This window comes from Geodermatophilus sp. CPCC 206100, from assembly GCF_048569675.1.
GTDB lineage: Bacteria > Actinomycetota > Actinomycetes > Mycobacteriales > Geodermatophilaceae > Geodermatophilus.
Genome location: NZ_JAQISV010000045.1, coordinates 36611 through 58517, shown reverse-complemented (window position 1 = coordinate 58517; position 21907 = coordinate 36611). Strand labels below are relative to the sequence as shown.

Genomic DNA, 21907 nt, shown 5'->3' with positions numbered 1-21907 from the left:
CGCCGAACGCCGCGATCCCCGCCACGCCCGCGCCCCGGCGGCGGGCGGAGGCCACGCCGAGCCCGAGACCGGCGAGGCCGGTGAGCACCAGCACCCCGGCGACCAGCGCGACCTTGTCCTGCTCCCCCAGGACGTCGATCGCCGCCCGGGTGACCGGCTCCGGGGTCAGGGCCACGACCGCGTCGGCCACCGCCACCACCGGGGAGGACTGCGGGCCGAGCACGCCGGCGGCCAGCTCGGCCGTTCCCAGGCCGACGGCGGCGGCGAGGACCCCGGCCGCCGCGGCGAGCCGCCGGCCCGCCGGCGCGCGCTGCGCAGACCCCGTGGCGGTCAGCGCAGGCCGGCGGACCGGCGCCAGCCCATCGTCCGGTACCACTCGCTGGACTCCCGCCGGGCCAGCAGCACGACGCCGGCGATGGCCAGCAGCATCTGGCAGATCGAGAGCGCGGTGAGGAAGCCGGTGGTCGGCTGGGCCATCGCCGACAGGCCACCGATGATGCCCAGGGCCCCCAGGACGAACAGCACGATCCGCGCCCAGTTGCGGCCGTTCCAGGCGAACCAGATGAACAGCGCCTCCAGGGCCACGAACAGCAGCCCGATGATCGCGCCGGCGAGGAGTGCCGCCTGGAGGGCGTCCTCGGACAGCTCGACGCCGGAGCCCGCGAGCTCGGCGTCGATGAGGGAGTCCATCGAGGTGAAGGTGACCACCGCACCGACCAGGCCGAGGACCAGGTTGGCGATGAACGCGCCGACGCCGAAGCGCACCGAGTCCGGTCGCGGCGGGGCGGCCTGCGGCGCGGGGCCCTGGGCCGACGGCGCGGGGGCGTAGCCGTACGGAGGCGGGGCCTGCCAGCCCTGCGGCGGCGCCTGCCACCCCTGCTGCGGAGGCGGCCCCTGCCAGCCCTGCGACGGGTCCTGCCCGGCCCGCCCGCCCTCGCCGCCCTGCCCTGCCGTCATCTGCGCTCCCGTGCTCGATCCCCCGGTGTCGCCCGGGATGATCGTCCAGGTCCGCGGCTCCGGGCCAGGGCCCACGGCGCATCGAGACCGGATCGGGATGCCGACGGGCCCGCCGTCCGAGAGGGACGACGGGCCCGTCGGCGCAGGGGTCCTCCTAGCCGCGGCGGACGCTCAGGCCCTCGTCCGCCAGGTCCTCCGGAGCGTCGACCTCGACCCGGTCGCCGTCCCGGATGTCGCCGCCCAGCAGCGCCCTGGCCAGCTGGTCGCCGATCGCGGACTGCACCAGCCGGCGCAGCGGACGGGCGCCGTAGACCGGGTCGAAGCCGTTGATCGCCAGCCACTCGCGCGCGGCGTCGGTGACCTCCAGGGTCAGCCGGCGGGCGGCCAGCCGACGGGCGAGCACGCCGACCTGGATGTCGACGATGCCGGCCAGCTCCTCGCTGCCCAGCGCGCGGAACACCACGACGTCGTCGAGGCGGTTGAGGAACTCCGGCTTGAAGTGCGTCCGGACGACCTCGAGCACCGCCTGCCGGCGCCGCTCCTCCTCGACCGACTGGTCGGCGATCAGCTGCGAGCCCAGGTTCGAGGTCAGGATCAGGATGGTGTTGCGGAAGTCCACCGTCCGCCCCTGGCCGTCGGTCAGCCGGCCGTCGTCCAGGACCTGGAGCAGCACGTCGAACACGTCCGGGTGGGCCTTCTCCACCTCGTCGAGCAGGACGACGGTGTAGGGCCGCCGCCGCACGGCCTCGGTGAGCTGCCCGCCGGCCTCGTAGCCGACGTAGCCGGGCGGGGCACCGACCAGCCGGGCCACCGAGTGCTTCTCGGCGTACTCGCTCATGTCGATGCGGACCATCGCCCGCTCGTCGTCGAAGAGGAACTCCGCCAGGGCCTTGGCCAGCTCGGTCTTGCCGACACCGGTCGGGCCGAGGAAGAGGAACGAGCCGGTGGGGCGGTCGGGGTCGGAGACACCCGAGCGCGCCCGGCGGACGGCGTCGGACACCGCCCGGACGGCGTCGGGCTGGCCGACGACCCGCCGGCCGAGCTCCTCCTCCATCCGCAGCAGCTTCTGCGTCTCCCCCTCGAGCAGCCGGCCGGCGGGGATGCCGGTCCAGGCCTGCACGACCTCGGCGATGTCGTCGGGGCCGACCTCCTCCTTGAGCATGGAGGTGCCGTCGGCGACCGACGCCTCGGCCTCGGCCAGCGCCTTCTCCAGCTGGGGGAGGCGGCCGTAGCGCAGCTCGGCGACGTGCGCGAGCTCGCCGTCCCGCTCGGCCCGCTCGGCTTCCAGGCGCGCCCGCTCCAGCTCCTCCTTGATCTGCTGGATGCGGACGATCGCGCCCTTGTCCTGCTGCCAGCGGGCGGTCAGCTCGTCCAGCTGCTGGCGCTTGTCGGCGAGGTCGGCGCGCAGCGCCGCCAGGCGGTCCTGCGAGGACGGGTCGTCCTCCTTGGCCAGCGCCATCTCCTCGATCTCCAGCCGGCGCACGGCGCGCTCGACCTCGTCGACCTCGACCGGGCGGCTGTCGATCTCCATTCGCAGCCGGCTGGCGGCCTCGTCGACCAGGTCGATCGCCTTGTCCGGCAGGAAGCGGGCGGTGACGTACCGGTCCGACAGCGTGGCGGCGGCGACGATCGCGGCGTCGGTGATCCGGACGCCGTGGTGCACCTCGTAGCGCTCCTTGAGACCACGCAGGATGCCGATGGTGTCCTCGACGCTGGGCTCGCCGACGAAGACCTGCTGGAAGCGGCGCTCGAGGGCGGGGTCCTTCTCGATGTGCTGGCGGTACTCGTCGAGCGTGGTGGCACCGACCATCCGCAGCTCGCCGCGGGCCAGCATCGGCTTGATCATGTTGCCGGCGTCCATGGCCGAGTCACCGGTGGCGCCGGCGCCGACGATGGTGTGCAGCTCGTCGATGAAGGTGATGACCTGGCCCTCGGCCTCGGTGATCTCCTGGAGGACGGCCTTGAGCCGCTCCTCGAACTCGCCGCGGTACTTCGCGCCCGCGACCATCGAGCCGAGGTCGAGCGCCATCAGCCGCTTGCCCTTGAGGCTCTCCGGGACGTCGCCGGCGACGATCCGCTGCGCCAGGCCCTCGACGATCGCCGTCTTGCCGACGCCGGGCTCGCCGATGAGCACGGGGTTGTTCTTGGTGCGCCGGGACAGCACCTGCACGACCCGCCGGATCTCGGTGTCGCGGCCGACGACGGGGTCGATCTTGCCCTCGCGGGCACGGTCGGTCAGGTCGACGGCGTACTTCTCCAGCGCCTGGAAGGTGCTCTCCGGGTCGGCGGTGGTCACCTTGCGGTTGCCGCGCACGGTCCGGAAGGCGGCCAGCAGCGTGTCGCGCGTGGCGCCGGAGCTCTCGAGCACCGCGCCGGCCTCGCCGTCGCTCTCGGCGAGGCCGACCAGCAGGTGCTCGGTGGAGACGAACTCGTCGCCGAGCGCACTGGCCTGCTCGCCGGCGGCGTTGAGCACCCGCAGCAGCTCGCGGGACGGCGACGGGGCGGGCACGGTCGCGCCGCTCACGCTGGGCAGGCGGCGGAGGGCGGCCTCGGTCTTGCTGCGGACGTCGGCGGTGTCGGCCCCCACGGCCTTGAGCAGCGGGCCGGCGATGCCGTCGGTCTGCTCCAGCAACGCGGCGAGCAGGTGCAGGGGCTCCAGCGCGGCCTGGCCACGGTCGACCGCCAGCCGCTGGGCGGCGGCGATGGCCTCCTGCGATCGGGTGGTGAGCTTGCTCTGCATGGTCTGTGGGGTCGGTCCTCTCCGGGAGTGGCCGGCGAGCCGGCCGGTGTTCTCGAGCGGTCCAACGTCGATGGAGTTGAGTCTGTTCCGCTCAACTCCGCTGCGCACGGAGCCGGCACGGGAGACGCCGTGCCCACGATCGTGCAGTTCTCCGCCACGGCTGCGGTGCCGCGCTGGACCGGACGCCTAGACTCCGGGGCGTGACGCGTCTGCCGGCTCCGAGCGCGGTCCTCGAGGACCAGCTCTGCTTCGCGCTCTACGCCGCCTCCCGGGCGATCACCGCGCGCTACCGGCCCCTGCTGGACGCGATCGGCCTCACGTACCCGCAGTACCTGGTGATGATGCTGCTGTGGGAGGAGGACAACCAGACCGTCGGCCAGCTCGGCGCCCGACTGTTCCTCGACAGCGGCACCCTGTCGCCGCTGCTCAAGCGGCTCACCGCGGCGGGCCTGGTCACCCGCAACCGCCGGGTCGACGACGAGCGCTCGGTCTCCATCGCGCTCACCGACGCCGGCCGGGCCCTCCGCGACCGCGCGGAGGCCATCTCCGGCGAGATCATCTGCGCGATCGACCTGGACCAGGACGAGTTCACCGACCTCCGGGCCAAGCTGAACGTGGTCACCGAGCGGATCAACGCCCGCTGACGCCGTCCCCCGGGGTTGCGAGCAACCGGCCGGGGTAGGGCGGGCTCCGTACGCACCCTGCGACAGAGGAGTTCGCATGCCCACGCGCTCGGCCCGCACCGCCTGGAACGGCACCCTGATGGACGGGTCCGGCCAGGTGGAACTCTCCAGCTCGAAGGTCGGCACCTACGAGGTCTCGTTCCCCAAGCGCGCGGCCGAGGAGGCCGACGGCACGACCAGCCCCGAGGAGCTCATCGCCGCGGCCCACTCGGCCTGCTACGCGATGGCCCTGTCCAGTGAGATCGGGAAGGCCGGCGGCACACCGCAGGCCCTCGAGGTCTCCGCCGACGTCACCCTGGGCCAGCAGGACGGCGCCCCGACGATCACGGCCATCGCGCTCACCGTTCGCGGCGAGGTCGACGGCCTGGACGCCGACGGCTTCGCCCAGGCCGCCCAGGCCGCGAAGGTCGGTTGCCCGGTGAGCAAGGCGCTGGCCGCGGTCGACATCACCCTCGACGCCCGCCTCGACAGCTGACGGCCGCGGCCCCGTGCAGGGTCCCGCCGCGAGCCTGCGAGCGGTGGGGGGCAGGGGGTCACCCCTCGGCCCCTGGCCCCGTGCAGGGTCCCGCCGCGAGCCTGCGAGCGGTGGGGGGCACGGGGTGCTCTTTCAGCGGTCGGCGCGCAGCCGCTCCTCGCCGCTCTCGGTCTTCAGCGCGATCTCGCGGATGAAGACGATCGCGACCACCGCGACCACCGCGACGACGGCGGAGATCGCGAAGATCCGCCCGGTCGCGTCGCCGTAGGACACCTCGATCAGCCCGCGGATCGCCGGCGGGGCGTCGGCCAGGTCGGCCAGGCCGACGTCCCCCGACCCCTGGGTCGCCTGCGTGGCGCCGGGCACGCCGGCCAGGCCCTGCGTGATGAGGGCGCCCACCCGGGAGCTGAGCACCGCGCCGAGCACCGAGACGCCGATCGTGCCGCCGAGGCTGCGGAAGAAGGCGACGGCGGAGCTGGCCGCGCCGAGGTCGCGGGCCGCCACGGTGTTCTGCACGGCCAGGACCAGGTTCTGCATCGTCATGCCGATGCCGACGCCGAGCACGAAGAGGAAGCCGCCGAGGACGGCCATGTTCGTCTCGTGGTCGATCGTCGACAGCAGCCCGAAACCGGCGACGACGAGCAGCGAGCCGACGACCAGGAACCGCTTCCACCGGCCGGAGCGGGTGATGAGGATGCCGGAGACGGTCGAGGACACCAGCAGCCCGGCGACCATCGGGATGGTCAGCAGGCCGGCGGCGGTCGGCGAGTAGCCGCGGGAGATCTGCAGGTACTGGCCGAGGAAGACCGTCGAGCCGAACATCGCGACGCCGATCGCCATGCTGGCGGCGATGGCGAGGGTCGTCGTCCGGTCGCGGAACAGCCGCAGCGGAACGATCGGCTCGGCCGCCCGCAGCTCGGTGACGACGAAGGCGACGATGGCGAGGATGCCGCCGCCGAGGAACAGCGCCGTCTCCACCGACCACCAGGGGAAGGTGCCGCCGGCCAGGGTGACCCAGATGAGCAGCGCGGAGACCCCGGCGGTGAGGAAGGTCGCACCGAGGTAGTCGATGCGCACCCGGCGCTTGGTGACCGGCAGGTGCAGGGTGCGCTGCAGCAGCACGAGCGCCACGACGGCGAACGGGACGCCGACGTAGAACACCGAGCGCCAGCCCAGCCAGCTGGTGTCCACGAGGACGCCGCCGATGAGCGGGCCGCCGACGGTGGCGACGGCCATGACGGCCCCGATGAGGCCGGAGTACCGGCCGCGCTCACGGGGGCTGATCATCGCGGCCATCGCGATCTGCATGAGCGCCTGGATGCCGCCGAGGCCGAGCCCCTGGAGCACCCGCCAGGCGATGAGGCTGTCCACCGACTGGGACAGGCCGGCGAGCATCGAACCGACGATGAAGACGACGATCGAGATCTGGATCAGCAGCTTCTTGCTGAACAGGTCGGCGAGCTTGCCCCAGATGGGCGTGGAGGCGGTCGAGGCGAGCAGCGTCGCGGTGACCACCCAGGTGTACTGGCCCTGGGTGCCGCGCAGGTCGGTGATGATCGTCGGCAGGGCGTTGGAGACGACCGTCGAGGACAGGAACGCCACGAACATCGCCAGCAACATCCCGGACAGCGCCGAGAGGATCTGCCGGTGGGTCATCCCGCCCTGCTGCTCGACGGGGACGACGTCGGTCGGCGCGATGTCGGCGGCTGCGGTGGCGGCGGGTGCGGAGCCGGCGGTGCCGGCCGCCGCGCGGTCGAGAGTGCTGGTCACGGTTCTCCTGGGCGGTGCAGAGGGATCGGCGGGCGGCGGGTCGAGGGGGCCGGTCACGAGGCGGCCCGGACCGGCGCACCGGAGAGGGAGGAGTCGAGGTCGGCGGCGAGGCGCTCGAGCAGCTCGGTCAGCTGCCGGGCGTCGTCCTCGGCCCAGTCGGCGAGCGCGGTGGAGGTCCACTCCCCGCGCAGCGCCCGGGTGGCGGCGAGGGCGTCGGCGCCCGCGTCGGTGAGGTGCATGAGGCTGGCCCGGCCGTCGTGCGGGTCGGGACGGCGGGCCACGAAGCCGGACCGCTCGAGGGCGGCCAGCTGCCGGCTGGCCACCGAGACGTCGACGCCGGCACGGGCGGCCAGGGCGCTGCAGCGCTGCTCGCCCTCACGCTCGAGGGGCACGAGCAGGGCCCAGCCGTAGGAGGGCAGGTCGCCGTCGATGCTGCCGGCCGCGCGGACGCTGAGGTGCCGCCCGGTGCGGACCACGCGGGCCATGCCGGCCGTCAGCCGGTCCCGGGTCTCGGGGGTGATGGGCATGGGGGTCCTCGCCACGATGTGTGCTTGCAGAATGCAACCATACGACTGTTGGTTGCGGTCTACAACATCCTGTGACGAGGATGACCCCGAGGGGTCAGGCGGCCGCGATCAGCCGCGCGGGGCGTCCCGGGAGAAGTCCTCGCGGGCCTCGCCGAGCCGGTTGAACCGGGCGAGCAGCTCGGCCAGGGTGGCGACGTCCTCCGCCGGCCAGTCAGCGAGGTCGGACTCCCACCGGGCGCGCCGGACCTCGCGGATCGAGGCCAGCCGGGACGCCCCCTCCTCGGAGGTGCGCAGCACCTGGGCGCGCCCGTCGGCCGGATCGGCCTCGCGGTCGACCAGCCCGAGGTCCACCAGCGAGGCGACCTGCCGGCTCACCGTGCTCTTGTCCAGCCCCAGCCGCGCCACCAGGTCGCTGGCCCGCAGCGGCCCGGCGTCCTGCAGCAGGGCGAGCAGCCCGTAGGCCGCGCCGTCCAGGTCGGGGTGCAGCTCCCGGGCCAGCCGGGCGGAGATGGCCCGCGACCGGCGCAGGAGCAGGCCGATCTCCCGCTCGACCCGGACGAAGGCGTCGTGGAGGTCGGTCACCGCTGCTGCTCCCGGGGCCGCCAGACGACCAGCGCCGACGTCGAGGGCCGCAGGGGCACCAGGTCGCGGCCGTAGGCCTGGAGGGTCGACTCGGCGGCGATGCGCCGCGTCTCGGACGCCTCCAGGTCGGCCAGCAGCTCGTGCACCCGCTGGTGCAGCGCCTCGACCTGCGACTCGAGGTCGATGATCCGCTTGATGCCGGCGAGGTTGACGCCGTCCTCCTGCGACAGCCGCTGGACCTCGCGCAGCAGCGCGACGTCCCGCGGGCTGTACCGGCGACCGCCCCCGGCTGTGCGGCCGGGGCGCACCAGGCCGAGCCGGTCGTACTGCCGCAGCGTCTGCGCGTGCATCCCGGCCAGCTCGGCGGCGACCGAGATGACGAAGACCGGCGCGTCCTCGGCCACGGCGCGGCCGGCGTCCGGCCGCTCCCGGCCGGCGTCGGCGGCGGTCACCGCACCCCACCCCCGCCCTGGACGGCGGCGGTGATCCGCGGCCGCGGGTCGCCCAGCTCGGCGTCGAGCACCTTGACCGCCTCCTGGGCCGCCGGGCTCAGCTTCTTCGGCACGGCCACCTCGACGGTCACCAGCAGGTCACCGGCGCGGCCCTTGCCGGGGGCGCCCCTCCCCCGGACCCGCAGCGTCTGGCCGCTCGCCGTCCCCGCGGGGACCTTGAGCGAGACGTTGCCGTCGAGGGTGGGCACCGTCAGCGTCGCCCCGAGGCTGGCCTCGGTGAAGGTGATCGGCACGGTCAGCGTCAGGTCGTTGCCCTTGCGGCCGAACAGCTCGTGCTCGGACACGTGGACGACGACGAACAGGTCACCGGCCGGCCCGCCCCGCCGGCCCGGAGCACCCTTGCCGGCCAGCCGGATGCGCTGGCCGTCCTTGACGCCCGCGGGGATCCGGACGGTGATGGTGCGGGTCTGGGTGGTGACGCCGTTGCCCGCGCAGGTGGGGCACGGGTCGTCGACCACCTGGCCGGTGCCGCGGCAGTTGCGGCACGGCTCGGAGAAGGCGAACGCGCCCTGGCTGCGGCTCGTCACGCCGGCGCCCTGGCAGACCGGGCAGGTGTGCGGGCTCGTCCCCGGCTTGGCGCCGCTGCCGGCGCAGGTGGGGCAGGTGCCGGGGCTCTGCATCCGCAGCGGCACGGTCACGCCGAGGACGGCCTCCTCGAAGGAGAGCGTCGCCTCGGTCTCGACGTCCTGCCCGCGGGCCGGCCCGGAGGCCGCCTGACTGCGCGCCCGGGCCGACCCGGCGCCGGCACCGCCGCCGCCGCCGAACAGGCCACCGAAGAGGTCACCCAGCCCGCCGGCGCCGCCGCCGGTCCGGGTGCCGGCGCCGGCCGCCCCGAACAGGTCGCCGAGGTCGAAGGGCTGCCCGCCACCGGCTCCACCGGCTCCACCGGCTCCACCGGGGAACCCCCCGGGGAAGCCGGCGCGGGCGCCGGCGCCGCCGGCCCCGAACAGCCGGCGGGCCTCGTCGTACTCGGCCCGCCGCTTGGTGTCGGACAGGACGTCGTAGGCCTCCGACACCTCCTTGAACTTGGCCTCCGCCTGCGTGTTTCCCGGGTTCTTGTCCGGGTGCAGGTCACGGGCCAGCTTGCGGTAGGCCTTCTTGATCTCCGCGGCGTCGGCGGCCTGGGGGACGCCCAGCGCGGCGTAGTAGTCCTTCTCGATGAAGTCCCGGGTGCTCATCGGGCGCCCTCCTCCCGTCTCAGTCGGACGCCGGTGTGGCCGGGCCCTCGCCCGGCTGCGCCGCCGGCTCGCCCGCGACGTCGGCCGGCGCGGCGGCCGGGACCGGGTGCTCCGGATCGGTCACCGCGACCATCGCCGTCCGCAGCACCCGGTCGCCCCGGCGGAACCCCTGCCGCAGCACCGTCGTGGCGGTGGGGACGTCGACCTCCGCGGAGGTGTCGTGGATGACCGCCTCGTGCAGGGACGGGTCGAACGGGTCGCCGCCGACGCCGAAGGGCTCGACGCCCAGGCCGTCGAGCAGCCCGAGGATCCGGTCGGCCACCGACTTGAAGCCGCCGGTCAGCTCGCCGTGGTCGCGGGCCCGCTCGACGTCGTCGACGATCGGGAACAGCTGCGCGGCGAACCGCTCGGCGGCCTGGTCGACGACGAGCTGGCGGTCCCGGTCCACCCGGCGGCGGTAGTTGGCGTACTCCGCGGTGACCCGCTGGAGGTCCTCGGTCCGCTCCGCGAGCTGGCGGGCCAGGTCGTCGTCCACCATCGCGGGCTGTTCCTGCCCGGCGACGGCCTCGTGCTCACTCATCTGCTCCCCTGGTGCTCGTGCGCCCGTGCGGGCGCCGGCCGGCTGCTCACCGGCCGGCACCCGCACGGTGCCGCTGGTCGGGTCGATGCGCCGCTTGTCGCGGATGACGACCCGCGGCTCCTCTTCCCTCGCTGTCATCGGCGGTCGTTGTCCTCGTCGACGATCTCGGCGTCGACGACGTCGTCGTCCGCCGTCGTGGTACCGGACGCACCGGCGTCACCGGGGGTTCCCGCGCCGCCACCGGGGCCGGCCTGCTCGCCGGCCGCCCCCGCCTCGGCCTGCTGGGCGTAGAGCGCCCCGCCGACCTCCTGCGAGATGCGGGCGACCTTCTCCTGCGCGGCCTTGATGGCGGCGATGTCCGAGCCGCCCAGGGCCGAGCGCAGGTCGGTCAGCGCCTCGCCGAGCTCCTCCTTCTTCTCGGCCGGGATCTTGTCGCCGTTCTCGGCCAGGAACTTCTCGGTCTGGTACTGCAGCGACTCGGCCAGGTTGCGGGTCTCGGCCTCCTCGCGGCGGCGCTTGTCCTCCTCCGCGTGGGCCTCGGCGTCCTTCATCATCCGCTCGATGTCGTCCTTGGGCAGGGCCGAGCCGCCGGTGATGGTCATCGACTGCTCCTTGCCCGTCCCGAGGTCCTTGGCGGTGACGTGCACGATGCCGTTGGCGTCGATGTCGAAGGCCACCTCGATCTGCGGGACGCCGCGCGGCGCCGGGGGCAGGCCGGTCAGCTCGAACATGCCGAGCTTCTTGTTGTAGGCGGCCATCTCGCGCTCGCCCTGGAACACCTGGATCTGCACGGAGGGCTGGTTGTCGTCGGCCGTCGTGAAGATCTCCGAGCGCTTGGTCGGGATCGTGGTGTTGCGCTCGATGAGCTTGGTCATGATCCCGCCCTTGGTCTCGATGCCCAGGGACAGCGGGGTGACGTCGAGCAGCAGGACGTCCTTGACCTCACCGCGGAGCACACCCGCCTGCAGTGCGGCACCGATGGCGACGACCTCGTCGGGGTTGACGCCCTTGTTGGGCTCCTTGCCGCCGGTCAGCTCGCGGACCAGTTCGGAGACGGCGGGCATGCGGGTGGAGCCACCGACCAGGACGACGTGGTCGATCTGGGCCACCGAGATGCCGGCGTCCCGGACCACCTGGTTGAACGGCGCGCGGGCCCGCTCGAGCAGGTCCTGGGTCATCCGCTGGAACTCGGCGCGGGTGATCGTCACGTCGAGGTGCAGCGGGCCCTCGGCGCCGGCGGTGATGTAGGGCAGGTTGACGTTGGTCGACTGCGCGCCCGACAGCTCGATCTTGGCCTTCTCGGCGGCCTCACGGAGCCGCTGCATGGCCAGCTTGTCCTTGGACAGGTCGATGCCGTTCGAGGCGTTGAAGGTCTTGACCAGGTGGTCGACGACCTTCTGGTCCCAGTCGTCACCGCCGAGGTGGTTGTCCCCGGCGGTGGCCTTCACCTCGATGACGCCCTCGCCGATCTCCAGCAGGGAGACGTCGAAGGTGCCGCCGCCGAGGTCGAAGACGAGGATCGTCTGCTCGGTCTCGCCCTTGTCCAGGCCGTAGGCCAGCGCGGCCGCCGTCGGCTCGTTGACGATCCGCAGGACGTTGAGGCCCGCGATCTCACCGGCCTCCTTCGTGGCCTGGCGCTGGGCGTCCTCGAAGTACGCGGGGACGGTGATGACGGCGTCGGTCACCGGCTCGCCCAGGTAGGTCTCGGCGTCCCGCTTGAGCTTCTGCAGGACACGCGCGCTGATCTCCTGCGGCGTGTAGCGCTTGCCGTCGATCTCCGACGACTTCCAGGTCGTGCCCATCTCGCGCTTCACGGAGCGGATGGTGCGGTCGACGTTGGTGACCGCCTGGTTCTTGGCCGACTGGCCGACGAGGACCTCGCCGTTCTTCGCGAACGCGACGACCGACGGGGTGGTGCGCGAACCCTCGGAGTTGGCGATGACCGTCGGCTCGCCGCCCTCCAGGACGGTGACGACGGAGTTGGTGGTGCCGAGGTCGATACCGACCGCTCGAGCCATGGAGATGGCCTCTCTTCCGTGTGTACCGGGTGGTTCTCTGGTTCGTGTCCGTCAGGAGCTGGGTGCCCGCCTTGCGCGAGGTCCACTCAACTTTCCTGCCCACCCTAACGGCACCCCCGTCCGGAGTGTTCCCGGGTCCTGACACCGAGTTCCTCCACCGCCCGCCGGAGCCGCGGCGCACGGCGGCCGAACGCGCGGCACACCGCGCACTCGACGACCCCACGGCGTCGTCCGGTCCTTCTCGGTGGTTCCGCGTCCCCGTGGTCGTCGGAGATCTGCCTGACCGGCCGCGCCGTGCCCACGCCGACCACGCGGTACACGCCGTGTCCGGCGTGCGCGGGGCGCGCTCGGGCCGAGACTCCTCGCCGGCCGGCGGAGCGCGGGCGGGACACGGCGCGGCGAGGGGTTACCGGCGAGTAGCCTCCGGGGCCGGGCGGTTATCGTGCCCACGGCGGGAAGCGCCTCCCGCCGTCCCGGCGGCCGGGGGATCAACGGACGCCGCACCGGTGTCCGGGAGGGAAGTCGATGGGCCCCTTGCAGGTCGTCCTCGGGACGATCAGCGTCCTGTTCCTGGCGGTGGCGGTCGTGCTCGCCTACCGGGCGGTCCGCGCGATGGTCCGGATCATCCGGCTGGGGCAGCCCGACGGCTCCCGGTTCGGCCCGGTGAAGGAGCGCCTCACGACCCTGGTCACGGAGTCGCTGGGGCACACCCGGATGCTCAAGTGGTCCTCGATCGGCGTGGCCCACTGGTTCGTCTTCGTCGGCTTCTACGGCCTGTTCCTCACCCTCGTCGAGGCCTTCGGCGAGGTGTGGAACCCGGCGTTCCACCTCCCGCTCGTCGGCGAGTGGAGCCTGTGGAACCTGTTCGCGGACGTCATCGGCACCGGCACGATCCTCGGCATCCTGTACCTGATCTACCGGCGCCAGAAGGACCACCCGCGCCGGCAGGGCCGGGCCAGCCGCTTCGCCGGCTCCAACGAGGGCCGGGGCTACTTCGTCGAGGCCGTCGTCCTGGTCGTCGGCATCTGCATCCTGCTGATCCGCGGGCTCAAGATCTCCTCGGACCTGACCGAGGCCCCGGCCTGGTCACACCCCATCTCGGGGCTGCTGGCCACCGTGCTGCCCGACAGCCCCGACCTGCTGAGCGTCGTCGCGTTCGTCAAGATCGTCGTCTCGCTGGTCTGGCTGGTGGTGCTCAGCCGCACCCTCAACATGGGCGTCGCCTGGCACCGGTTCAGCGCCTTCCCGAACATCTACTTCAAGCGCGAGGACGACGGCGGCGTCGCGCTGGGGCCGCTGCAGCCGATGACCTCCGGCGGCGTGCCGATCGACTTCGAGGACCCCGACGAGGACGCGACCTTCGGCCGCGGCAAGATCGAGGACTTCACCTGGAAGGGGCTGCTGGACTTCACCACCTGCACCGAGTGCGGGCGGTGCCAGAGCCAGTGCCCGGCGTGGAACACGGGCAAGCCGCTCAGCCCGAAGATGGTGGTCATGGACCTCCGCGACCACCTGTACGCGAAGGCCCCGTACCTGCTCGGCGAGAAGACGGCGTCCGAGACCGCGCCCGACTACGACGTCCTCAAGCCCAGTGACGAGCAGGTCTGGGCGTCGGGCTACGCGCGCATCGAGGGCACCAACGACGCCCAGGCCCACCGCCCGCTGGTCGGCACCCTCGAGGAGGGCGGGGTCATCGACCCCGACGTCCTGTGGAGCTGCACCAACTGCGGCGCCTGCGTGGAGCAGTGCCCGGTCGACATCGAGCACGTCGACCACATCGAGGACATGCGCCGCTACCAGGTGCTCATCGAGTCCAACTTCCCCTCCGAGGCCGGCGTGATGCTGCGCAACCTGGAGAACCGCGGGAACCCGTGGGGCGTCCAGGCCAGCACCCGCGACGACTGGATGAAGGAGCTGGACTTCGAGGTGCGCGTGGCCGACGGCCCGCTGCCCTACGAGGTCGAGTACCTGTTCTGGGTCGGCTGCGCCGGCGCCATCGACGACCGCGCCAAGAAGGTCACCAAGGCCGTCGCCGAGCTGCTGCACACCGCCGGTGTCGAGTTCGCCGTCCTCGGCTCCGGGGAGACCTGCTCCGGCGACCCGGCCCGCCGCATGGGCAACGAGTTCGTCTTCCAGCAGCTGGCCATGGAGAACGTCGCCACCCTGGACGGCGTCTTCGAGGGGCGCGTCCCCGGGATGCGCAAGATCGTCGCCACCTGCCCGCACTGCTTCAACTCGCTGGGCCGGGAGTACCCGCAGGTCGGCGGCGAGTACGAGGTCGTGCACCACACCCAGCTGCTCGGGCAGCTCGTCGAGCAGGGGCGACTGACGCCGGTCACCCCGGTCGACCGCAAGGTCACCTACCACGACCCGTGCTTCCTCGGCCGGCACAACAAGGTCTACACGCCGCCGCGGGAGATCCTCGACTCCGTCCAGGGCCTGTCCACCCAGGAGATGCACCGCTGCAAGGACCGCGGCTTCTGCTGCGGCGCCGGCGGGGCCCGCATGTGGATGGAGGAGAAGATCGGCAAGCGGATCAACATGGAGCGCACCGAGGAGGCCCTCGAGCTCGATCCCGACGTCATCTCCACCGCGTGCCCGTTCTGCATCACCATGCTGTCCGACGCGCTGACGACGAAGAAGCAGAACGGCGAGGCCCGGGAGCACGTCGAGGTGCTCGACGTCAGCCAGATCCTGCTGCGCTCGCTGGCGCCGGTCGGCACGCCCGGCACGGGTTCCGGCCCCGACGTCGGCACCGCGGCGGACGACGTGGCCGGCACCGGGTCCGCGGCGACCGAGCACGGCGCCCAGCACTGACGCGGGGCCGCGCGGCGCAGGTCGTTGCCCAGGCAAACGACCCGGTGCCGACCGCCTCCGGCCGCAGGGGGACCATCGTCGGGTGACCCGCACTGCCCCGGTGGACGCCTCCTCGCACTCCGGCTCCCGCCGCGGACTGGTGCTCATCGGGACGGCGATCGTCCTGACCGGCGTCAACCTGCGCACGGCGGTCAACAGCATCGGGCCGGTGCTCGAGGAGATCGAGCGCGGCCTCGGCATCTCCAGCGGGATGGCCGGGCTGGTCACGACGATGCCGGTGCTGTGCTTCGCCGCGATCGGGTTCGCCGGGCCGCCGCTGGCCGCGCGCTTCCGGGACGGGCACGTGCTGGCCGGCGCGCTCCTGGCGATGGCGGCGGGCCTGGTGCTGCGGTCGGTGGCCGGCGCGTTCTGGCTGTTCCTCGTCGGCACCGTGCTGGCGATGGTCGGCGGTGCCCTGGGCAACGTGCTGCTGCCGAGCCTGGTCAAGCGGTACTTCCCGCAGCGCACCGGCCTGCTCGTCGGCGCCTACAGCACGGCCATGGCCGCCGGTGGCGCCGTCGCGTCGGTCGCCGCGGCGCCGATCGCCGCCGCCGCGGGGGACGACGGCTGGCGGTGGGCGCTGGGCTGGTGGGCGGCGGTCGCGCTGGTGGCCGCGGTGCCGTGGCTCGCCGTCCCGGCCCGGCCGGGGGCCTCGCGGGAGTCGCACCCCGCCGTCCGCACCCGCGCGCTGACCCGCAGCCCGACGGCGCTCATCCTCACGGTGTTCTTCGGCGTGCAGTCGATGCAGGCCTACGTCCTCATCGGGTGGACGGCGCAGTACCTCCGTGACCAGGGGCTCAGCGCCGCCACGGCCGGCCTGCTGCTCGGCGTCAGCACGGTCGTCGCCATCCCGCTCAACGCGGTCGTGCCGCCGCTGACCGTCCGGCCGCACCTGCAGCGCCCCCTGCTGGCGGCCTTCTGCTGCAGCTACGTCGCCGGCTGGGTGGGGCTGCTCGTCGCCCCCCGGACGGTGCCCTGGCTCTGGATGACCCTGCTGGCCCTCGGCATGGGCACCTTCGCGATGGTCCTCACGCTGCTCGGCCTGCGGGCGCGCACGCCGGAGACCACCGCCGCCCTCTCCACGTTCGCGCAGGGGTGGGGGTACCTGCTCGCCGGCGGCGGTCCGCTGCTGGTCGGCGTCCTGCGCGGCAGCACCGGCGGGTACACCGGCATGTTCGTCGTCGTCCTGGCCGGCGTGGCCGTCCTGGCGGTCACCGGGTGGCTGGTCACCCGCCCGCGGTTCGTCGACGACGAGGTGCACGACGGGTCGCCCCGGACGCCCCGCGGCGACCTCGTCGAGGTGGCCGGGGCCGAGCCGCCGGTCACCGTCAGGGAGACGGGCGGCGGGTCTCGGCGCGGGTGAAGTTGCGGAACGAGCGGGACGGCGTCGGGCCGCGCTGGTCCTGGTAGCGGGAGCCGTAGACCGCCGACCCGTAGGGGTGCGCGGCCGGGGTGGTCAGCCGGAACAGGCACAGCTGCCCGATCTTCATCCCCGGCCAGAGGGTGATCGGCAGGTTCGCCACGTTCGACAGCTCCAGGGTGATGTGCCCCGAGAACCCCGGGTCCACGAACCCCGCCGTCGAGTGGGTCAGCAGCCCCAGCCGGCCCAGCGAGCTCTTGCCCTCCAGCCGCGCGGCGAGGTCGTCGGGGACGGTCACGACCTCGAGCGTCGACCCCAGCACGAACTCCCCCGGGTGCAGCACGAACGGCTCGTCGCCGTCGGGCTCGACCAGGGTGGTGAGGTCGTCTTGCTGCTGGGCCGGGTCGATGTGGGTGTACCGGGCGTTGTTGAAGACCCGGAAGTAGCGGTCCAACCGGACGTCGATGCTCGAGGGCTGCACCAGCCCCTCGTCGTAGGGCGCGATCCCCAGGCGCCCCTCGGCGATCGCGGCGGTGATGTCGCGGTCGGACAGCAGCATGCGCGGGAGTCTAGGGACCACCCCGCGGGCCGCTCCGCGAGAAGCCGGGCACCGGCACGTCGGCGTCCCGGGTGCAACCCCGGGCTGCACTGCCGATGACAGGGAGACCGCATCGTCCGGAACCCGGGGAGGACCCGTGCTCGACACCCAGCTGCCCCGACCCGGGTCGCGCAGCACCGGCCACGGCGTGCGGCCCACGGGCGAGGAGCGGACGTTCCGGCCCGACGAGCTGATCGTGTCCACGACCGATCCCCGCGGCGTCATCACCTAAGCCAACGACGTCTTCCTGCGGGTCAGCGGCTACGAGCTCGGCTGAGGTGATCAGCCAGCCGCACAACCTGATCCGCCACCCCGAGATGCCGCGGGCGGTGTTCGCCCTGCTGTGGTCGACCCTCGCCGGGGGCGAGGTCGAGCAGATCCAGCAGGCCTGCGAGGAGGTCTCCGCGGTCATGGACCGGGTCGGGACGACGGTCAGCGAGATGAACGGCCTGGTCGACGGGATCGCCGCGGCCGTGGACGGGTCGGCGTCCCTCGGCTCCGGCGCGGGCGACATCACCGCGCTGTCCCAGATGGCCGAGCGGCTGCGCTCCGAGGCGACCGGCTTCCTGGCCGAGATGCGCCGCTGACCCGGGGGGTACCGTTCCCCTCCGGTGTCCGGCATCGGCCGGAGGTGCCGCCGGCGCGACGACGGTCGCCCCGGCCGCCCGGCCAGGACCGGAACGGGAGGTGTGGCAGGACGTGAGCGCACGCCCCGGCGAGCGATCGGGCCCCGGGGACGGGGACCCCTTCCGCGACGGGGGCGAGAACGGCCGGCTGATGGCCGCCTTCGACTGGTCCACCACGCCGCTGGGTCCGGTCGACGGCTGGCCGGCCAGCCTCCGGCACACCGTGCGCACCGTCCTGGCCTCGCGGTTCCCCATGATCCTCACCTGGGGCCCGGCCTACACGCAGATCTACAACGACGCCTACGCCACCCTGATCGGCGCCAAGCACCCCGGCGCCATCGGCGACGACCTGCGGGTGACCCTCGCCGAGGGCTGGGCCGCGCTGCAGGGTCCCGTGGAGCACGCGATGGCCACCCGGGAGCCGTCGTGGATCCCCCAGCTGCTGCTCCTCCTGGAGCGCGCCGGCTACCGCGAGGAGACCTACTTCACCGTCTCGCACGCGCCCGCTTCCGGCGACGACGGCGAGGTCGCCGGCATGCACGCGGTGTGCACCGAGGTCACCCGGCAGGTGCTCGCCGAGCGCCGCCAGCGGCTGCTGCACGACGTCGCGTCGTCGGCCGGGCCGCTCGGCGACGACACGGCGACCGTCGCCGGGATGACCGCGGCGCTGGCCGCGGACCCCCTCGACGTGCCGTTCGCCGCGGTCTACCTCTGCCCGCCCGGGGGAACCGCGCTGCACCGGGCGACCACGGCGGGCTGCGACCCCGCGCTGCTCCCCGAGGTGGCCCCCGTGGCCGGCGCGCTGCTGCCCGCCGAGGTCGCCGCGCTGGGCGTGCGCGGCGGGCCGTGGGGCGACCCGGTCACCGACGCCGTCGTCCTCCCCCTCGCCGGCGGGACGGGCGGGGAGCCGGTGGGGGCGCTGGTCGTCGGGGTCAACCCGAACCGCGCGCTCGACGAGGAGCACCGCTCCTTCCACGAGCTGCTGGCCGGCCAGTTCGCCGCCGCGGTGGTCAACGCCCGCGCCTACGCCGCCGAGCGCTCCCGAGCCGAGGCACTGGCCGAGCTGGACCGGGCCAAGACGGCCTTCTTCGCCGACGTCAGCCACGAGCTGCGGACGCCGCTGACCCTCCTGCTCGCCCCGATCACCGACGCGCTCGCCGGGGACGGCGCACCGCTGCCCGCGCCGGCCCGGGAGCAGCTGACCCTGGCCCTGCGCAACGGCGAGCGGCTGCACCGGCTGGTCGACGACCTGCTGGAGTTCGTCAGCATCGAGGCCGGCCGCACCTCGGCGGTCCGCGTCGAGACCGACGTCGCCGCGTACACCGCCGAGCTCGCCGGCGTGCTCCGTGCGGCCGCCGAGCGGGCCGGGCTGCGGCTGACCGTCGACTGCCCGCCGCTGGACCGACCGGCCTTCGTGGACCCGCGGATGTGGGAGAAGATCGTCCTCAACCTGGTCGCCAACGCGGTGAAGTACACCTTCGTCGGCGGCATCGACGTCACCCTGCGGGCCGACGGCGAGCACCTGGTCCTGCGGGTGTCCGACACCGGTGTCGGCATCCCCGCCGAGGAGCTGCCGCGCCTGTTCGAGCGCTTCCACCGGGTCCCCGGCAGCGCCGCCCGCAGCCGGGAGGGCACCGGCCTGGGCCTGGCGCTGGTCCGCGAGCTGGCCGGCCTGCACGGCGGCACCGCGGAGGTGGCCAGCGAGGCCGGCGTCGGCAGCACCTTCACCGTCACCGTGCCCCTCGGCGCACCCGACGCCGCGACGGAGGGACCGGCGACCCCGTCGGCTGCGGCGAGCGGCGCGGCCGTGGCGCCCTGGGACGACGACCTCGGCTGGACCGCCGGGGAGCAGCGCCCCGCGTCCGCGGCCACCGTGCTGGTGGTCGACGACAACGCCGACATGCGCACCTACCTGACCCGGCTGCTGTCCCCGCACTGGACGGTCCGGGCCGTCGCCGACGGCGAGGAGGCGCTGGCCGCGGTCGCGGCCGCCCGCCCCGACGTCGTCCTGACCGACGTGATGATGCCCCGGCTGGACGGCTTCGGCCTGCTCCGCGCGCTGCGCGCGGACCCCGCCACCCGCGCCCTCCCCGTCGTCATGCTCACCGCCCGGGCCGGGCAGGAGGCCGCCGTCGAGGGCTTCGACGCCGGCGTCGACGACTACCTGCCCAAACCGTTCCGGTCGACGGAGCTCGTCGCCCGGGTGCGGGCGGTCCTCGACCGCGCCGCCGGCCGGGCGGGCACGCCCCGGCCGCCCGCCTCCGCCCGGGGGACGGCGCCGACGCCGGCGGCCCCGGTGACCCCGCCCCGGCCCCGCAGCCCGCTCGCCCGCCCGCCGGCGCCCGGCCCGGCCGCGGAGGCGGCAGCGGTGACCGGTCGGTGGCGCTTCCCGTCGAGCACGTCGTCCATCCCCGCGCTGCGCCGGCGGCTGCGCGCGCTGTTCGCCGACGCCGGTCTCGACGAGGACCTCGCCTACGACCTCGTGCTGGCCACCTGCGAGGCGGCCACGAACGCCGTCGAGCACGCCCAGGACCCGACCGAGCCCCACATCGACGTCGCCGCGGAGGTCGTCGGCGGGCGCGTGGAGATCGCCGTCCGCGACTACGGGCGGTGGCGGGAGCGGGTGGCGAGCATGGACCGCGGCCGGGGGTCGATGCTCATGAGCGCGGTCGGCGAGATCATCGCCACGCCCAGCCCGGCCGGGACGACGGTGGTCATCCGCACCGGCTGAGGCGGCCGCCTCGGTGGGAACGCCCTCGTCGAGCGACCCTGCTCCGCGCTCCCCGGGCCCGTCCCTGTACGCTGGCCAGGTCCCGCGGGTGTAGTTCAATGGTAGAACATCAGCTTCCCAAGCTGACAGTGCGAGTTCGATTCTCGTCACCCGCTCTCCTGCCCCTCCGGGGCTGCCCGCACCGGGGCGCGCCGCGTCCAGGAGGTCCCGGTGCCCCTCCCCCTCCCGCCCGCCACGGCGCTGGTCCCGAGGCTGCGCGCCGCCGGGTGCGTCTTCGCGGAGGAGGAGGCCGGCCTCCTGCTCGGCTCCGCGACCGGCCCTCAGCACCTCGAGTCGCTGCTGTCCCGCCGGATCGCGGGTGAGCCGCTGGAGACGGTGCTGGGCTGGGCCGGGTTCGCGGGGCTGCGGGTGGCCGTGGCCCCGGGCGTCTTCGTGCCGCGCCGGCGCACCGAGCTGCTCGTCGAGGAGGCCGTCCGGCTCCTCCGCGGGACGCCGCGGGCGGTGGTCGTCGACCTGTGCTGCGGCTCCGGCGCCGTGGGCCTGGCCGTGGCCACCGCGCTGGCCGGCGTGCAGCTGCACGCCGCCGACCTCGACCCGGCCGCCGTCGGGTGCGCGCGGCGCAACCTCGCCGCGGTCGGCGGCCGCGTGCACCGAGGCGACCTCTACGCCGCCCTGCCGGCCGGCCTGCTCGGCCGGGTGGACCTGCTGGCGGTCAACGCCCCCTACGTGCCGACGGCGGCGATCGCCGACATGCCCCCGGAGGCCCGCGACCACGAGCCGCGCGCCGCACTGGACGGCGGGCCGGACGGCGTCGCCGTCCACCGGCAGGTCGCCGCGGGTGCGCGCCGGTGGCTGGCGCCCGGCGGCCGCCTGCTGCTGGAGACCAGCGAGGACCAGACGCCCCTGACCCTCGCCGCGGTCGAGGCCGGCGGTCTGGCGGCCGCCGCGGTGCGGGACGAGGACCGCGACGCGACGGTCGTGGTCGGCACGCCACCCGGGGTTGCCTGACCACTGCAACCGCTGCGTACGGATCCCGTCACACTGCGCAGTGACACGCTCCAACGCATTTCCGGAACGGTCCGGTCGCGCCTTGACCTGGGGGAACCGGGGTCCTTGGGCCCTGCCGCGGCGGTGCGACGCCGGACACGATCGCTGCGACGACGGCCGCGAGCGCTGTGGGGGACTCATGCCGGAGGACACGACACCGGAGCACGCGCGCGGCGGGACCGTCGGCGGGAACCCGGCCGAGGCGCCGCGGGTGGAGCCGCTCCGCCTGACGCCGCTGCTCCCCCGGCGGCAGAGCCCCTGGCTGGTCGTGGACGTCGACGGCACGCCCGGCGGCCACCGCGCCCTGGTGTGGGCGCTGCGCGAGGCCGCCCGCCGCGAGGCCACCGTCGTCGCCGTCAGCGTGATCGACGGGGACGACGAGGACCCGCTCGGCGGCCTGGGCCGGACGGCACGGCGCACCGTGGACGCCGCGCTCGAGCGGCTGGAGGCGCAGGTCCTGCGGGCGATCGCCGAGACCGGGGTCGTCGGGCGCACCCGCACCACCGTCCTGGAACGGCCGGTGTTCGACGCCCTGACCAGCGCCGCCCGCGGCGCCGACCTGGTGGTGGTCGGCGCCCACGGCAAGACGCTGCTGCGACCCGCCGTCCCCCGCCTGCCGGCCCGCCGCCTGGCGCGGGGCGCCTGACGGAGGCCGGCATCTCCCACA

Annotated in this window: 20 protein-coding genes and 1 tRNA gene; 10 read left to right on the top strand and 11 right to left on the bottom strand. The window is 74.2% G+C overall.

The features are described 5' to 3' along the window. From PGN05_RS19815 to clpB, 3 genes are all read right to left on the bottom strand, one after another. The coding region (locus tag PGN05_RS19815) for a hypothetical protein (protein WP_419754290.1) at positions 1 to 376 on the bottom strand (376 nt) is incomplete at its 3' end. Continuing rightward, the gene (locus PGN05_RS19810) at positions 331 to 957 is read right to left on the bottom strand and encodes a hypothetical protein (protein ID WP_419754289.1); all 627 of its coding nucleotides are present in this window, start codon (positions 955 to 957) and stop codon (positions 331 to 333) included. The genes PGN05_RS19815 and PGN05_RS19810, both read right to left, overlap by 46 nt. A 154-nt stretch (positions 958 to 1111) precedes the next feature. Beyond that, on the bottom strand, positions 1112 to 3697 hold the full coding sequence (gene clpB / locus PGN05_RS19805) for an ATP-dependent chaperone ClpB (RefSeq protein WP_419754288.1): 2586 nt from the start codon (positions 3695 to 3697) through the stop codon (positions 1112 to 1114). 200 nt (positions 3698 to 3897) lie between these two features. Between clpB and PGN05_RS19800 the strand changes: the two genes are divergently transcribed. Next, positions 3898 to 4341 carry a MarR family winged helix-turn-helix transcriptional regulator gene (locus tag PGN05_RS19800; protein ID WP_419754287.1) on the top strand — a complete coding sequence of 148 codons (444 nt, stop codon included), beginning with the start codon at positions 3898 to 3900 and terminating at the stop codon, positions 4339 to 4341. A gap of 76 nt (positions 4342 to 4417) precedes the next feature. Next, a complete protein-coding gene (locus PGN05_RS19795; RefSeq protein WP_419754286.1) occupies positions 4418 to 4855 on the top strand; it encodes an OsmC family protein in 438 nt (145 codons plus the stop codon). Positions 4856 to 4987: 132 nt separating this feature from the next. On the opposite strand, the gene PGN05_RS19790 is transcribed toward PGN05_RS19795, so the two are convergent. The 7 genes from PGN05_RS19790 to dnaK all read right to left on the bottom strand — a co-directional run bounded on the left by PGN05_RS19790 (position 4988) and on the right by dnaK (position 12022). After that, positions 4988 to 6625, bottom strand: a complete 1638-nt coding sequence (locus PGN05_RS19790) for an MDR family MFS transporter (protein ID WP_419754285.1) — start codon at positions 6623 to 6625, stop codon at positions 4988 to 4990. Positions 6626 to 6678: 53 nt separating this feature from the next. Further along, positions 6679 to 7152 (bottom strand): MarR family winged helix-turn-helix transcriptional regulator, encoded by a 474-nt coding sequence (locus tag PGN05_RS19785; RefSeq protein WP_419754284.1) that lies wholly within the window; start codon positions 7150 to 7152, stop codon positions 6679 to 6681. A gap of 108 nt (positions 7153 to 7260) precedes the next feature. Next, entirely contained in the window at positions 7261 to 7734 is a 474-nt protein-coding gene (locus PGN05_RS19780) for a MarR family winged helix-turn-helix transcriptional regulator (RefSeq protein ID WP_419754283.1), read from the bottom strand. Beyond that, positions 7731 to 8186, bottom strand: coding sequence for a heat shock protein transcriptional repressor HspR (locus PGN05_RS19775; protein ID WP_419754282.1), 456 nt, complete (start codon positions 8184 to 8186; stop codon positions 7731 to 7733). The genes PGN05_RS19780 and PGN05_RS19775 overlap by 4 nt, the downstream gene beginning before the upstream one ends. After that, on the bottom strand, positions 8183 to 9424 hold the full coding sequence (gene dnaJ, locus PGN05_RS19770) for a molecular chaperone DnaJ (protein WP_419754281.1): 1242 nt from the start codon (positions 9422 to 9424) through the stop codon (positions 8183 to 8185). Before dnaJ ends, PGN05_RS19775 begins: the two co-directional genes overlap by 4 nt. 19 nt (positions 9425 to 9443) lie before the next feature. Then, positions 9444 to 10142 carry a nucleotide exchange factor GrpE gene (grpE, locus tag PGN05_RS19765; protein WP_419754280.1) on the bottom strand — a complete coding sequence of 233 codons (699 nt, stop codon included), beginning with the start codon at positions 10140 to 10142 and terminating at the stop codon, positions 9444 to 9446. Continuing rightward, positions 10139 to 12022: a molecular chaperone DnaK gene (gene dnaK / locus PGN05_RS19760; protein WP_419754279.1), complete on the bottom strand. Its 1884-nt coding sequence runs from the start codon at positions 12020 to 12022 to the stop codon at positions 10139 to 10141. Before dnaK ends, grpE begins: the two co-directional genes overlap by 4 nt. 525 nt (positions 12023 to 12547) lie before the next feature. Between dnaK and PGN05_RS19755 the strand changes: the two genes are divergently transcribed. Together PGN05_RS19755 and PGN05_RS19750 are read left to right on the top strand one after the other, a co-directional pair. Beyond that, on the top strand, positions 12548 to 14839 hold the full coding sequence (locus tag PGN05_RS19755) for a heterodisulfide reductase-related iron-sulfur binding cluster (RefSeq protein ID WP_419754278.1): 2292 nt from the start codon (positions 12548 to 12550) through the stop codon (positions 14837 to 14839). An 82-nt stretch (positions 14840 to 14921) separates the two neighbouring features. Continuing rightward, positions 14922 to 16241, top strand: a complete 1320-nt coding sequence (locus tag PGN05_RS19750) for an MFS transporter (protein WP_419754277.1) — start codon at positions 14922 to 14924, stop codon at positions 16239 to 16241. On the opposite strand, the gene dcd is transcribed toward PGN05_RS19750, so the two are convergent. Beyond that, positions 16207 to 16797 carry a dCTP deaminase gene (gene dcd, locus PGN05_RS19745; protein WP_419754276.1) on the bottom strand — a complete coding sequence of 197 codons (591 nt, stop codon included), beginning with the start codon at positions 16795 to 16797 and terminating at the stop codon, positions 16207 to 16209. The two genes, PGN05_RS19750 and dcd, sit on opposite strands and share 35 nt — an antisense overlap. Before the next feature lie 136 nt (positions 16798 to 16933). Between dcd and PGN05_RS19740 the strand changes: the two genes are divergently transcribed. From PGN05_RS19740 to PGN05_RS19715, 6 genes are all read left to right on the top strand, one after another. Continuing rightward, a complete protein-coding gene (locus tag PGN05_RS19740) occupies positions 16934 to 17068 on the top strand; it encodes a hypothetical protein (protein ID WP_419754275.1) in 135 nt (44 codons plus the stop codon). Positions 17069 to 17114: 46 nt separating this feature from the next. Next, positions 17115 to 17423: a hypothetical protein gene (locus tag PGN05_RS19735; protein WP_419754274.1), complete on the top strand. Its 309-nt coding sequence runs from the start codon at positions 17115 to 17117 to the stop codon at positions 17421 to 17423. Positions 17424 to 17535: 112 nt separating this feature from the next. After that, positions 17536 to 20193, top strand: a complete 2658-nt coding sequence (locus tag PGN05_RS19730) for an ATP-binding protein (RefSeq protein ID WP_419754273.1) — start codon at positions 17536 to 17538, stop codon at positions 20191 to 20193. 84 nt (positions 20194 to 20277) lie between these two features. Next, a tRNA-Gly gene (locus tag PGN05_RS19725) sits at positions 20278 to 20348 on the top strand. Between the two features lie 55 nt (positions 20349 to 20403). After that, positions 20404 to 21201 (top strand): putative protein N(5)-glutamine methyltransferase, encoded by a 798-nt coding sequence (locus PGN05_RS19720; RefSeq protein WP_419754272.1) that lies wholly within the window; start codon positions 20404 to 20406, stop codon positions 21199 to 21201. A 178-nt stretch (positions 21202 to 21379) separates the two neighbouring features. Beyond that, positions 21380 to 21886, top strand: a complete 507-nt coding sequence (locus tag PGN05_RS19715) for a universal stress protein (RefSeq protein ID WP_419754271.1) — start codon at positions 21380 to 21382, stop codon at positions 21884 to 21886. Positions 21887 to 21907 lie beyond the last annotated feature (21 nt).

Excerpts from the sequence above, each read along its gene's own strand:
- PGN05_RS19810 (WP_419754289.1), bottom strand. The coding sequence starts at position 957 with ATGACGGCAGGGCAGGGCGGCGAGGGCGGGCGGGCCGGGCAGGACCCG.
- clpB (WP_419754288.1), bottom strand. The coding sequence starts at position 3,697 with ATGCAGAGCAAGCTCACCACCCGATCGCAGGAGGCCATCGCCGCCGCC.
- PGN05_RS19795 (WP_419754286.1), top strand. The coding sequence starts at position 4,418 with ATGCCCACGCGCTCGGCCCGCACCGCCTGGAACGGCACCCTGATGGAC.
- PGN05_RS19785 (WP_419754284.1), bottom strand. The coding sequence starts at position 7,152 with ATGCCCATCACCCCCGAGACCCGGGACCGGCTGACGGCCGGCATGGCC.
- dnaJ (WP_419754281.1), bottom strand. The coding sequence starts at position 9,424 with ATGAGCACCCGGGACTTCATCGAGAAGGACTACTACGCCGCGCTGGGC.
- grpE (WP_419754280.1), bottom strand. The coding sequence starts at position 10,142 with ATGACAGCGAGGGAAGAGGAGCCGCGGGTCGTCATCCGCGACAAGCGG.
- dnaK (WP_419754279.1), bottom strand. The coding sequence starts at position 12,022 with ATGGCTCGAGCGGTCGGTATCGACCTCGGCACCACCAACTCCGTCGTC.
- PGN05_RS19755 (WP_419754278.1), top strand. The coding sequence starts at position 12,548 with ATGGGCCCCTTGCAGGTCGTCCTCGGGACGATCAGCGTCCTGTTCCTG.
- dcd (WP_419754276.1), bottom strand. The coding sequence starts at position 16,797 with ATGCTGCTGTCCGACCGCGACATCACCGCCGCGATCGCCGAGGGGCGC.
- PGN05_RS19715 (WP_419754271.1), top strand. The coding sequence starts at position 21,380 with ATGCCGGAGGACACGACACCGGAGCACGCGCGCGGCGGGACCGTCGGC.